We start from the raw sequence: 12163 nt of genomic DNA on the forward strand, positions 1-12163 counted from the left end.
TTGGCCGTCCGTCAGCCCGATCCAGGCGGCAGCGGCGACAGGCGCCGGGGCCGGTGCCGGGGCCGAGTCCGGGGCCGGGGTTCGGGCAGACGGACGGCCAGCAGCGCGGAGAGCGCCACGGTGGCGAGGCCGGCCGGCCAGAGCAGGGGCAGCCAGGGGCGGACGGATTCGAGCGTCAGGTGCAGCCGGACCACGGCCGTCATCACCAGCACCAGCGGGAGGGTGGTGGCCAGCACGCTCACCCGCGCGTAGCCGAAGCGGATCAGCAGCGGGAACTGGATCGCGATGTTGACGGCGAACAGCGCCCAGCACAGCGTCAGCACCATCAGCACGTCGTGCGTTCCGAGCGGCGTGCCCCCGGCGCGGGCGATCAGGACGGCCGCCGCCGTGCCCGCGCCGACGGTGGCGACGAACCCGGCCAGCGCCCAGACGTAGTGCCCCAGCAGCACGGTGCGGCGCGGCACCGGCAGCACCGCGTACAGCGTCGCCAGCCCCGACCGGTCGGCCACCACGAACGGGTGGACGGCGATCAGCGGGGCCAGCAGGACGGCCAGCACCGGCAGTAGCCGGGCCGGCTGGTGGGCCAGCACCAGGACCATCACGCCGAACACCAGCAGCCCCTGGGTGCGGTACGGCGCGACCGTGCGCAGGTGCAGCACGGTCACCCGGGCCAGGGCGGTCATCGCGTCACCCCGCCGGTCCGCGCCGGGGCGCCGATGTGGACGGCGATCTGCTCCAGGGTGGGCGCCTCCACCAGCACGTCGCGGCCGAGCAGGTCGGCCTCCTCGGTGTGCACCAGCGCCTCGGCGCCGGTCGCCGTCCGGCGGGGGCCGATCAGTTCGACGCCGATCAGGCCGGTCAGGTCGTCCGGCCCGCCGCGTACCACCCGGTACGCGTTCAGGATCTCGTCTTTAGTCCCTGCACGGATGATCTGGCCGCCGTGAATGATCGTCAAATGATCGCCGATCCGGTCAAGATCGGTCGTGATGTGCGTGGAGAAGAGCACACTGTGTCCTTCGTCGAGCAGAAACTCTCCGATGATGCCGACCAGTTCGTCCCGGGCGACCGGGTCCAGCCCGCTGGTCGGCTCGTCCAGCACCAACAGCCGCGCCCGATGCGACAGCGCGACGGCGATCATCAGCTTCATCGACATGCCGCGCGACAGGTCCTTGACCTTCGCCCGCGGGTCGAGGCCGAACTCGTCCAGTAAGTGCCGCCAGCGGTCGCCGTCCCAGCGCTGGTAGAACGGGCGCAGCGTGCGCTCGACCTCGGCGAGCCGCCACTCGCCCACCAGGTAGGAGTGGTCGAGCACCACCCCGACGTCCTGCCGCAACTCGACCGGCCCCGGCGCCCGGTGGCCGAGCAGCTCGATCTCGCCGCCGTCGATCCCGCGCATGCCCAGCAGGCAGCGGATGGTGGTGGTCTTGCCGGCGCCGTTCGCGCCGATCAGCCCCATCACGTACCCGGTCGGCAGCTCGAAACTCACGTCGCGCAGCGCGAATTCGGGGCCCGCGGTGGCGTGCACTCCGCGCAGGGCGAAAGCGAGGTCACTTGGCATCGGCCACCTCCCTCGACCCTTCGTGCACCTTCCTCGACCCTTCGTGCCCGTGCCTCGACCCTTCGTGCGCGCGCTCCGGTTCGGCCTCGATCAGTCCGTCGAGCATCCGGATCACGTCCTCCCGTTCGAGCCCCGCCCGCCCCGCCGCGTTCAGCGCCGCCTGCAACCCGTCCTCCACCTGCCGCAGCAACTGCTCCCGTACCAGCGCCGAATCCAGCGGCAGCACGAACGCGCCCTTGCCGGGGACGGTGGTGATGAACCCGTCCGCCGACAGCTCCGCGTAGGCCCGGCCGGTGGTGATGATGCTTATCCGCAAGTCGCGTGCCAGCGCCCGGACGGACGGCAGTGCGGTGCCCTCGGTGAGTTCCCCCGAGAGGATGGCGAGCCCGATCTGGTCCTTGATCTGCTGATACAGCGGGACCCCGGAACTGTTCGACAACACCACGCGCACGGTGGCGCCCCCTTCGCCTCGTCTCATACTGTTCATGGACACTATAGACAGTCAGGACAGTATGAGTGGAAGGGAGTTCGTCACATCCGCCGCCATCGGGCAGCATGGCGGGATGCCGGATCTGCTGTGGGACGACGTCAGGGAGTTCTTCGACCCCGACCTGATGGGTGCGCTGCCCGACGTGTCCGTGCCGGGCGCCTCGGTGGCGGACTGGCAGGCGCTGTTCGACCTGGTCGGAACGGCGGGGTGGACGTGGGAGTACCTGGTGGGCGGCGTAGCCGAGCAACTGCCTTGCGCCGCCGAGGTATTGGCGCGGCCCGCCGATGCGGAGACGGTCGAGCTGCGGGTGCGGCCGGTCCCCGGCGTGCTGGCGATCTTCCGGCTGCTGTCCGACGAGGAGATCGACTTCGACGTCGACCTGCGCGAGTTGCAGGGCCAGACCGGAGTCGACCACCTGTGCCACCTGCTGCGCACGATCGGCCGCCGACTCGGCAAGCCGGTGCAGCTGGCCGCCGAAGGCGACTACGGGCACCCGGTGTTGGGCTTCGACCCGGCGGCGGACCGGGTGGTGCTGCTGGCGGATCCGCCTTCCAGCAGCTGCCCATTCCGTCGTGGGCCGGTCAGTTGTTGCCTGCGGTGTCCGGAGGGGGCGGCGTGAGGTCGGCCGGCGGCTTCCTGGTGAACATGAACTCCTCCAGGACCGCGACGAGTTCGGGCCGACTCCGGGTGCTCCAGCTGCCGACGTAGGTGTGCACACCGGCCGGAACGCCCTTCCGCTTGAACCCGGCCAGGACGAGGAAGTCGACCTCGTAGCGCCCCTCCGGATCCCCCTCCGGCTCCCAGCGCGCGTCGAAGCACAGCCCGTCGTGCACCAGGTGACCACTCACCAGCACCGACCCGTAGAGCCACTCCATGGTCTCCGGTGAAGGGTCCACGGCGTAGAGGCTGTTCATGTCGATCACCCAGCCGGGCGCCACCCGCAACGGCTGCAACCCCCGCCACGTCTCGCTCGTCACCGCCCCACCTCCGCACGCGTATTGGCCTCGGCCGCCCATGATCGCAGGTCTGCGGCGGGCTCAGCAGGACTGGCGGACCACCAGGTGGGTGGGCAGGACGACGGAGCGGGACGGGGACGGGTCGCGGAGGAGTTCGACGGCGCGGGCGCCGAGGTCCTCGACGGGCTGGCGGACGGTGGTGAGTCCGGGGCGGGCGGTGGCGGCGGCGGGGGAGTCGTCGAAGCCGACCACGGCGACGTCGTCCGGGACGCGGCGGCCCAGCCGGCGCAGCGCGCGCAGGGCGCCCACGGCCATCGCATCGAAGGCGGCGAACACGGCGTCCACGTCCGGGAATTGACTGATCAGCCGGAGCATCGCGTGCTCGCCGGAGCGGGATCCGAAGTCGCCGTACGCGACGGCGCAGCGGGCCTGGTCGTCGTGGTCGAGCAGGGCGCGGCGGTAGCCGGCCAGGCGGTCCGCGCCCGCCGCGGTGTCGGGCGGCCCGGCGATGGTGGCGATCCGGCGGCGACCGGCCCGGTGCAGCAGGCGGACGGCGGCGCGGGCGCCGCGCAGGTTGTCGGCGTCCACGTGCGCCAGGCGCTGCGACTGCGGCGGCCGCCCCAGCGCGACCACCGGCACGCCCGCGGCCTGCAACAGCCCCGGCAGCGCGGGGTCCCCCCAGCGTCCGACCAGCAGCACCCCGTCGACATGCCCGCCGCACAGGTACCGCACCAGCGACGGCCTGGCCGGCCCCGGGCCCGCCGTGATCACGGCCAACTCCCGCTCGGGGGCGACGCGTTGAGCCCCCGCGAGGAGTCGCACCGGGAACGGATCGGCATGGAACCGCAGCACGTCCGCGAACGCGACCACGGCGATCGCACCGGTGTCCCGCGCGCTCGCGGTGGGCGCCCGGTGGCGGACGTACCGCAGCTCGAGGGCGGCGGACTCGACCCGGGCGGCGACCTGCGCCGAGACCGGCGCGGACCGGTTCAGCACCCGGGACGCGGTGGCGCTGGACACCCCCGCGTGCGCCGCGACCTGAGCGAGCGTCGGCCCGGGCGGCGGGGGACTCTGGAACGGGACGGCGCCGCCCGGCAGCGAGTCGGCACCGTCGGGACGGGGGAGCGGGTGAACGGGCAACACGGCCGCCCTTCCTGGCACGGACTGGGGAATGCCGTGGCCACCCGCCCGGGGCCACCGGTGTCCGCACCGTAGGTGCTGGTCGGTGCACCGTCAAGGGTGCGCGCGGCAACGGAGCCGGCGCACCCCAGGGAGGGGCGAGCGGCTACCAGTTGCCCCAGGTGCCGGTGCTCCAGCGGACGGTGCCGTCGCTGCCGTAGAGCACGAAGTTGCCGTCGTCCTGCACCTTCGCGCGGTCACCGGACCGGCCCGGGATCGGGAGCTCCCACGTCTTGCCGGCCTGGACGCTGGAGAGGAACAGGGCCGGGTTGCTCGACGATCCCCAGACGTGCGCGTAGTTGTCCGGGTGGCCCTGGGAACCGCTGGCCCACAGTACGGCGCCGTCGCGCTTGCGGTAGAGCACCAGGTTCCCGTCGAGCTGCATGATCAGCCAGACCGAGTTCGACTCGAGCCAGCTGCCGGACCACAGCGTGGTGCGGCTTGAGTCGAGCGTGTCGCCCGGGGCGCCGCCGGGTGTCTGGGTGAGTCCGGTATGGGTGTCCCACAGCAACCCCTGACCGGAGACTGCCAGCCAGCCGTTCCACAGATAGGCCTCCGAGCCCGGGTGGCCCCAGGTCCCGCTGCTCCACAGGCCACCGCCGGCGTCCGGGCCGCCCTGGCGGTAGACGACGAAGTTTCCGTCGGGCTGCATGTGGGCGTACGCGTTCGGGTTGCCGTAGGTGCCGCTGGCCCACACCACCGGTCCGCGGTGGCCGGTGTCACTGTCCAGGTAGAGCACCAGGTTGCCGTCCGACTGCATGACCAGCTCGGACTGGCCATTGATCATGCTCTGCCCCGGCATGAGCTTCTGGCCGCTCAGCAGCCTCGTGCTCTCCGAAGCCGGCGGCGTCGTCGCCGTGGCGGTGACGGCGGGCGCCGCGAAGGTGATGACGGCGGCGCCGAGCAGGGCCGCGGTGGCGCGCTTGAAGACATTCTTCCGCATGGGTGCGGAACCCCCCTTGTTCCTTGCGCCCACGATTCACGTGGGCCCAAGATTCATACACCGTGAACTTCGCGGCCCGCCACGCAATTTATCGATCTTGCGCGGCGCCACCCCGGGGCGGGACGGCGGGCTACCAGTTGCCCCAGGTGCCGGTGCTCCAGCGGGCGGTGCCGTCGCCGCCGTAGAGGACGAAGTTGCCGTCGTCCTGCACCTTCACGTAGTCACCGGGCCGGCCCCCGATCGGGAGCGACCAGGTCGGGCCGTCGTGGATGTCGATGAGGTACAGGGCGCCGTAGTTCGGCGAGCCCAGGACAGCCGCGTACGTGTCGGAGTGGCCGTACGTCCCGGTGGACCACAGTACGGCGCCGTCGCGCTTGCGGTAGAGCACCAGGTTCCCGTCGGTCTGCATGATCAGCCAGACCGAGTTCGACTCGAGCCAGGTGCCGGACGCCAGACTTGAGTTCTGCGTGTCGCGAGTGTCCTTCAGCGGGCCGTCGAACGGGCCGGGTCCGGTGTGGCTGTACCAGTACCGGCTCCAACCCGAGACTCCCAGCTGGCCGTTCAGCAGATAGGCGTACGCCTCCGGGTGGCCCCAGCTTCCCGTGCTCCACAGGGCGCCGCCGGTGGCCGGGCCGCCGCCCTGGCGGTAGACGACGAAGTTGCCGTCGGGCTGCATGTAGGCGTAAGCGCCGGGGTTGTTGTAGGTGCCGCTGGCCCAGAGCACCGGGCCGCGGTGGCCGGTGTCGCCGACCAGGTAGAGCACCAGGTTGCCGTCCCACTGCATCACCAGCTCGGTCTCGCCGCTGACCATGCTCTGCCCCGGTACGAGCTTCGCACCGTTCGGCAGGTTCGTGCTCTGCGAGGCCGGTGGCGTCGCCGTGGCGGTGCCGGCGGGTGCGGCGAGGGCGATGACGGTGGCGCCGAGCAGGGCCGCGGTGGCGCGCTTGAAGACGTTCTTCCGCATGGGTGCGGACCCCCCTTGTTCCGTGCGCCCACGATTCGCGGGGGCACACGATTTGTACACCCTGACCTGCCGGGCCCGGCAACCATGTTGTTGACGCTGCGCCGGCACCGTTCCGGCCGCGTGTGGTGACGCGGCTGCGCCCCGGCCGAGGTGGACGGCCGGGGCGCGGGGAGGACTACCGGTTACCAGTTGCCCCAGGTGCCGGTGCTCCAGCGCGCGGCGGAGTCGGCGCCGTAGAGCACGACGTTGCCGTCGTCCTGCACCTTCAGGCGGTCACCACCGCGGCCGGGGATCGGGAGCTGCCACACCGGATCGCCCTGGCTGCTGATGAACAGGGCCGGGTTCGCCGTGCCCCAGAGGTGCGCCATCACGCCCGGGTGGCCCTGGGAACCGCTGGACCACAGCACGGCGCCGTCGCGCTTGCGGTAGAGCACCAGGTTCCCGTCGAGCTGCATGATCAGCCAGACCGAGTTCGACTCGATCCAGCTGCCGGACCACAGGTCCATGTGATTCGAGTCGAGCGAGTCCCCCGGGGCGCCGCCGCTCGGGGTGAGTCCGGTCTTGGTGGTCCAGTAACCCTCTCGACCGATGACTGCCAGCCAGCCGTTCTGCAGGAAGAGCGTCGCGTCCGGGTGGCCCCAGCTCCCGGTGCTCCACAGGCCGCCGCCGGTGTCCGGGCCGCCGCCCTGGCGATACACCACGAAGTTGCCGTCGGTCTGCATGTAGGCGTACGCGTTCGCGTTGCCGTAGGTGGCGCTGGACCACAGCACCGGGCCGCGGTGGCCGGTGTCGCCGACCAGGTAGAGCACCAGGTTGCCGTCCGTCTGCATCACCAGCTCGGACGCGCCGCTGACCATGCTCTGACCGGGCAGGAGCTTCTGACCGTTCAGCAGCCTGGTGGCCTGGGTGGCCGGCGGCGTCGTCGCCGAGGCGGTGACGGCGGGCGCCGCGAGGGTGATGACGGCGGCGCCGAGCAGGGCCGCGGTGGCGCGCTTGAAGATGTTCTTCCGCATAGGTAGCGGAACCCCCCTTGTTCCGTGCGTCCACGGTTCGTGTGGACGTGCGATTCATACACCGTCTCCTGCTCGGCGCGCCACGCGATTTTTCGATCTTGTGCGACGCTCGCCCCGCCCGTGAGCAGCGCCAACTGCCGTTCGTGGACGACGCGTTGCGCCCGGGCAGGGCACCGGACCGGTTACCAGCCGCCCCAGGTGGTGGTGCTCCACCGTGCGGTGCCGTCGCTGCCGTAGAGCACGAAGTTGCCGTCGTCCTGCACCTTCGCTTAGTCCCCCGAACTGCCCGGTCCGGCAAGCGATTTGTCGACCGATCCGGCTGCGCCCCGGCCGGGGGTGGGTGGCCGGGGCGCAAGGGGGGAGCGGGGTCAGTCCTCGTAGTAGTTGTTGACGATCACGTCCGGGCTGTCGTCGTCGAACGCCTCGGCCAGCAGCGCACCGCCGACCAAGCCGGCCGCACCCGCGCCGATCAGCGCGCCGGTGCCGAAGCGGCGGCCGCCTTGCTGCTGCTCGGGCTGGGCGCCCGGGTAGCCGCCCTGCTGCGGGTAGCCGGGCTGGGTGTAACCCTGCTGCTGGGGGTAGCCCGCAGCGGCGGGGGTGGCGTAGTACGGCGGCGGGGTGGTCTGGACGCGCTGGGCGCAGGCGCCGCAGGCCTGGATCTGGCGCGGGACGCCCCACTGGGGGGACCACAGGACGGCCGTGGTGCCGGGACCGTGCGCGGGGTCGAAGAAGCAGGTCACCGGGGAACCTCCGGAAGTCTCGGGCAGGGCGGGAACCGGCACCGCCACGGTCGGCGTGGGAACCGGCGCGGGAACGGCGGCAGGGGCGGCGGCGGGCATCGGCGGAACCGCAGGAGCAGCCGGGGCCGCAGGAGCGGCCGGTGCGGCCGGCGCCGGGGCGAGGACCGCGACGCCGAAGTCGGTGGCGATGCCGGCCAGGCCGGAGGCGTAACCCTGGCCGATGGCGCGGAACTTCCAGCCGCCGCCGTTCCGGTAGAGCTCGCCGAAGACGACGGCGGTCTCGGTGGTCACCTCGGGGCCGAGCTCGTAGCGGGCCAGTTCGGTGCCCGCCGCGTCCGCCACGCGGACGTACGCGCCGCGCACCGAGCCGAACGCCTGCCGGCGCTCGTCGGCGTCGTAGATCGCCACGGTGAAGACGATCCGCTGCACCCGTTCCTCGACCGAGGTCAGGTCGATGCTCAGGCGTTCGCGGTCGGTGCCGTCGCCGGGGTCGCCGAGGTGCGTGACGGCGCCGTCGGGGCTGGTGAGGTTGTTGAAGAAGACGAAGTGCTGGTCGGAGAGCGCCTTCCCGTCGGCGTCGCACAGCAGCGCGTTCGCGTCCAGGTCGTACGCGGCGGCGGCCTCCCACCCGAGGCCGACCAGGACGGTCGTCGGGCCCTTGCCGTCCCGGAGCACGGGAACGTTTGCGCCCTTGGCCAAGGCCGTTGACATGCGGGTCCTCCACTCGAACCGAAGATCGTTCCGTGCCGACAACGCCCCGCCTGAGCTGGGGGTTCCCGGGCCCGCGGAAGGGTGGTGACGTAGTGTCGATCCGGCAGCCGGCGGGGCTCACCCGTCCGGGCCGGTGCGGTCGCCGGGCGGCGGGGCGGGCCGGAACAGTGACAGGGAACGCCGAGCGGAGAGGGGCGGGGGTTGGACGGGCGAGCCGGGCAGGCCGACTGGGGCGAGGCGCTGCGCCGCACCGTCCGCCGGCTGCGCGAGGAGCACCCGGGCCGCTCGCCGGAGCTCGTGCCCGGCCCGCCGCCGATCGTCCCCGACGCCGCGCTCGACCCGGACCTGGCCCGCCCGCCGGAGCAGGACCTGTACCGCCTGCTGGACGCCGTCCCGCAGGCGGCCGTGCTCGCCGAACCCGTCCGGGACGGCGACGGCGCGGTGCTGGACCTGGCCGTAGTGATCGCCAACGAGGCCGTCGTCCGGCACCCGCACCACCCCGAGCAACTGTCAGGGCCCTTCGCCGCCGGGCACGGCGTGTCGCTGCGGGAGGCGTACCCGGGGCTGTGGACGGAGCAGGTCGCGGACGCCGTCGAGGAGGTGCTGCGCAGCGGGCACGCCGCCCGCGCCCTGCCGGTGCGCTGGGACGGCGCGGGCCCGGACGGCACCGCCCGCAGCCGCCGGGAGCGGCTCACCGTGCACCGCCTCGGCCGCCGCCTGCTGCTGCTGTGGACCGACGACCGGACCGAGCAGGCGGCCCGGGCCGCGCAGCGGATCGCCCGGGTCGGCTGGGCCGAGTGGAGCCTGCGCGACGGGCGGCTCGACATCTCGCCCGGCCTGGCCGTGCTGCTCGGCCGCACCCCGGACACCGTGACGCTGAGCGTTCCCGAGGTGCTGGCCCGGGTCACCGAGACCGCCCGCCCGGCGCTGTACCGCGCCCTGGACAAGCTGCTCACCACCGGCGCCGACATCGACGTGCTCACCGAGCTGTACGGCATCGGCCGCCCCCGCCGGATCCGGCTGGTGGCCGAGGTGGTCCGCGACGAGGACGGCCCGATCGAGGGCCTGCGGGCCGTCCTGCAGGACGTCACCGAGCTGTACGAGAGCCAGCGCCGGCTGCGCGAGCAGCAGGAGGAGACCGAGCGCCAGGCCCGCCGCGCCGACGCCGAGCACACCGTCGTCAAGCGCCTGCAGGACGCGCTGCAGCCGCGCTCCGCGACCCTGGTCGGCCTCGGCGTCACCACCGCCGTCGCCTACCGCCCGGCCGAGGGACCGGTCGGCGGCGACTGGTTCAAGGTCCGTCAACTCCCGGACGGCCGCGCCCTGTTGGCCGTCGGCGACGCCCGGGGTCACGGGCTGGACGCGGTCGCGCTGATGTCCATGCTGCGGCACGCGCTGGCCGGGCTGGCGTTCACCGGCGCGCTGGTGGAGTCGCTCGGCGGCTGGCTCAACCGGATCGCCAGCGACGACAGCGACGAGTCCACCGCCACCGCGATCGTCTCCCGCTACTACCCCGACCGGCACCTGCTGCGCTGGATCTGCGCCGGCCACCCGCCACCGGTCCTGCTCCGCGCCGGCCGCGCCACCCTGCTGCCCGCCGAGGTCGGCCCGCCGTTCGGCGTGCTGCCGGCCGTCGGCTACCGGGCCGTCGAGACGCTCGTCCGGCCCGGCGACACCGTGCTGCTCTACACCGACGGCCTGATCGAACGACGCGACCAGGACATCGACGTCCGCCTCGCCGCCCTCTGTGCGGCCGTCGAGGCGCACGCCGCGGAACCCGAGCTGCAGGACCTGGTGGACGCCGTGGTCCGCGACATGTCCGGCCCGCTCTCGGAGGACGACGCGACGCTGCTGGCGTTCCGCTTCGACCGCTGACGCGTCGTCAACTGCCTTGCAATGCCGGTCAATCCACGAGGTAGAGTGCGGCCAGGCGGGGCAGGCGGCGCTGCATCTCGGCGTCGTCGTCGAAATCGAAGGACTCGCCCATGCCCGCGTTCCGCTCGGCGAATTCCTTGATGCGGTCGATGCCCTGATCGGCGAGGTGGAGTTCGTAGGCCCGGTGGAAGGCGTCCCGGTCGCCGGTGCGGCGCTCGAAGGCGCACGAGGCCGCGTAGTTGACGTCCTCGTTGAAGAACACGTCCTCCGCGTCGAAGCGGTTCTCGCCGGCCGCCGCCGGGTGCTCGGCGATCACGTCCGGCCCGGCGAGCACCTTCTCGTACCAGGCGCGGCCCTCGGCGATCACGCCGGCCCGGAAGTCCATGAAGGAGTCGTCCGAGCAGCCGCCGCCGATCAGGTAGGCCGCCGCCCAGATGTCCCGCCGGTACAGGGCGTCGCGCAGGCGGGCGAAGCAGACCCCGAAGCGCAGGATCTCCGCCTCCGGGCGGGCGGCCAGCACGTCCACCAGCGCCCGCTCGAACGGCACGGCCGGTGTGGTCGCCGCCCGGGCGGAGTCGATCAGCTGCCAGAACTCGTCGTTGTCCATGGCGGCCAGCCTGCCCGCCGGGTACGACACTGCCCGCAACCATGCGGCCGCCCCGTCGCCACCCGGAGGCGGTGGGTGGTGACGGGGCGGCCTGGCGACCCGGCCCGGGGGAGGGACCGGGGGCTTGAGGAGGTGTCAGTCGTGCGGGACGACCGCCACCGGGGCCTGCGCGTGGTGGATCACCGCGTGCGCGACCGAACCGAGCTTCGGGCCGATGTTGAGGGCGCGGGTGCGGCGGCCCACCACCACCAGGTCCGACTGCGCCGACGCCTCCACCAGCGCGGCCGCGCCGCCACCGGTCCGGACGTCCTCCAGCACCAGGGTGCGCGGGTACTTCTCCCGCCACGGCGCGACCGCGTCGGAGACCATGCCGACGGCCAGCGCACCGAGCTCCTGGCGCTCGCTCTCCACCGGGACCCAGCCCGCGTAACCGTAGGTCGGCGGCAGCTCCCAGCCGTGCACCACCCGCACCCGGGCGCCGCGCAGCTGCGCCTCCTCGAACGCGAACTCCAGGACGGCGTCCGCCGGTTCGAGCGCGTCGAAGCCGACCGTCACCTCCGGCTCGTCCGACTCCGGCGCCGGGCCGCCCTCGCGGACCATCACCACCGGCGTCTTCGACCGGCCGGCCACGCCCAGGCTCACCGAGCCGACCAGCAGGCCGCGGAACCCGCCCAGGCCCCGGGTGCCGATCACCAGCAGCTGCCCCTGCTCGGCGGCGGCCGTCAGGCCGTCGATCGCCGAGTCCGGCACCAGCTCCGAGGAGACCGCCACCCCCGGGTAGGCGGAGGCCAGCTCCTGGGCGAGGTCGCCCAGCATGTTCTGCGCGCCCATCTCCACTTCGTCCATCTTGACCAGGTCGTTGACCTTCCGGCCCATGTAGGGCCAGGCGTGCAGCAGGCGCAGCGGCGCCCCTCGCCGGCCGGCCTCCTGGGCGGCCCAGTGCGCGGCGGCCCGGCTGCGGACGGACGCGTCTACGGCGGCGAGAACGGGACGAGTCATGGCGATGCCTTTCGCTGTTTGAGTCCCGGCGGGCCCTGCCGCCCGCCTCGGGAGTCGTTGACCACTCTTCCCCCACCCCCTGGGGGCCGCCATGGGTCGCCGGGCCCGCCCGGGTGGGCCGATGGTCC

Annotated in this window: 13 protein-coding genes; 2 read left to right on the plus strand and 11 right to left on the minus strand. The window is 73.0% G+C overall.

Annotated elements, in window-relative coordinates; genetic code table 11:
* Positions 1 to 11 precede the first annotated feature (11 nt).
* Genes ACGFWJ_RS23130 through ACGFWJ_RS23140 form a run of 3 tightly spaced genes read right to left on the minus strand, consistent with a single transcriptional unit; the run spans position 12 to position 2000 of the window.
* Positions 12 to 683: an ABC-2 transporter permease gene (locus tag ACGFWJ_RS23130; RefSeq protein ID WP_392952570.1), complete on the minus strand. Its 672-nt coding sequence runs from the start codon at positions 681 to 683 to the stop codon at positions 12 to 14.
* Positions 680 to 1558 carry an ABC transporter ATP-binding protein gene (locus ACGFWJ_RS23135; protein WP_392952573.1) on the minus strand — a complete coding sequence of 293 codons (879 nt, stop codon included), beginning with the start codon at positions 1556 to 1558 and terminating at the stop codon, positions 680 to 682. Before ACGFWJ_RS23135 ends, ACGFWJ_RS23130 begins: the two co-directional genes overlap by 4 nt.
* The gene (locus ACGFWJ_RS23140; protein WP_392952575.1) at positions 1548 to 2000 is read right to left on the minus strand and encodes a GntR family transcriptional regulator; all 453 of its coding nucleotides are present in this window, start codon (positions 1998 to 2000) and stop codon (positions 1548 to 1550) included. The genes ACGFWJ_RS23135 and ACGFWJ_RS23140 overlap by 11 nt, the downstream gene beginning before the upstream one ends.
* Before the next feature lie 121 nt (positions 2001 to 2121).
* On the opposite strand from ACGFWJ_RS23140, the gene ACGFWJ_RS23145 reads away from it, so the two are divergent.
* Entirely contained in the window at positions 2122 to 2667 is a 546-nt protein-coding gene (locus tag ACGFWJ_RS23145; RefSeq protein ID WP_392952578.1) for a hypothetical protein, read from the plus strand.
* On the opposite strand, the gene ACGFWJ_RS23150 is transcribed toward ACGFWJ_RS23145, so the two are convergent.
* The 6 genes from ACGFWJ_RS23150 to ACGFWJ_RS23175 form a co-directional block, all read right to left on the minus strand.
* Positions 2630 to 3025: a hypothetical protein gene (locus tag ACGFWJ_RS23150; protein ID WP_392952581.1), complete on the minus strand. Its 396-nt coding sequence runs from the start codon at positions 3023 to 3025 to the stop codon at positions 2630 to 2632. The two genes, ACGFWJ_RS23145 and ACGFWJ_RS23150, sit on opposite strands and share 38 nt — an antisense overlap.
* A 60-nt stretch (positions 3026 to 3085) precedes the next feature.
* Positions 3086 to 4147 carry a LacI family DNA-binding transcriptional regulator gene (locus tag ACGFWJ_RS23155; protein ID WP_392952584.1) on the minus strand — a complete coding sequence of 354 codons (1062 nt, stop codon included), beginning with the start codon at positions 4145 to 4147 and terminating at the stop codon, positions 3086 to 3088.
* Between the two features lie 142 nt (positions 4148 to 4289).
* Complete coding sequence (locus tag ACGFWJ_RS23160; RefSeq protein ID WP_392952586.1) at positions 4290 to 5126, minus strand: hypothetical protein; 837 nt, start codon at positions 5124 to 5126, stop codon at positions 4290 to 4292.
* A gap of 130 nt (positions 5127 to 5256) precedes the next feature.
* The gene (locus ACGFWJ_RS23165; RefSeq protein ID WP_392952589.1) at positions 5257 to 6090 is read right to left on the minus strand and encodes a hypothetical protein; all 834 of its coding nucleotides are present in this window, start codon (positions 6088 to 6090) and stop codon (positions 5257 to 5259) included.
* Between the two features lie 182 nt (positions 6091 to 6272).
* Positions 6273 to 7103, minus strand: coding sequence for a hypothetical protein (locus ACGFWJ_RS23170; RefSeq protein ID WP_392952592.1), 831 nt, complete (start codon positions 7101 to 7103; stop codon positions 6273 to 6275).
* Positions 7104 to 7471: 368 nt separating this feature from the next.
* A complete protein-coding gene (locus ACGFWJ_RS23175; RefSeq protein ID WP_392952595.1) occupies positions 7472 to 8554 on the minus strand; it encodes a TerD family protein in 1083 nt (360 codons plus the stop codon).
* A gap of 201 nt (positions 8555 to 8755) precedes the next feature.
* Here ACGFWJ_RS23175 and ACGFWJ_RS23180 point away from each other — a divergent pair, with 201 nt between their 5' ends.
* Positions 8756 to 10429 (plus strand): PP2C family protein-serine/threonine phosphatase, encoded by a 1674-nt coding sequence (locus ACGFWJ_RS23180; protein ID WP_392952598.1) that lies wholly within the window; start codon positions 8756 to 8758, stop codon positions 10427 to 10429.
* A 28-nt stretch (positions 10430 to 10457) separates the two neighbouring features.
* On the opposite strand, the gene ACGFWJ_RS23185 is transcribed toward ACGFWJ_RS23180, so the two are convergent.
* Together ACGFWJ_RS23185 and ACGFWJ_RS23190 are read right to left on the minus strand one after the other, a co-directional pair.
* Positions 10458 to 11036 (minus strand): DUF4240 domain-containing protein, encoded by a 579-nt coding sequence (locus ACGFWJ_RS23185; RefSeq protein ID WP_392952600.1) that lies wholly within the window; start codon positions 11034 to 11036, stop codon positions 10458 to 10460.
* A gap of 135 nt (positions 11037 to 11171) precedes the next feature.
* Positions 11172 to 12035 carry a universal stress protein gene (locus ACGFWJ_RS23190; protein WP_392952602.1) on the minus strand — a complete coding sequence of 288 codons (864 nt, stop codon included), beginning with the start codon at positions 12033 to 12035 and terminating at the stop codon, positions 11172 to 11174.
* Between the last annotated feature and the right edge of the window lie 128 nt (positions 12036 to 12163).

This window comes from Kitasatospora sp. NPDC048407, assembly GCF_043200475.1.
In the GTDB taxonomy this organism is placed as follows: domain Bacteria; phylum Actinomycetota; class Actinomycetes; order Streptomycetales; family Streptomycetaceae; genus Kitasatospora.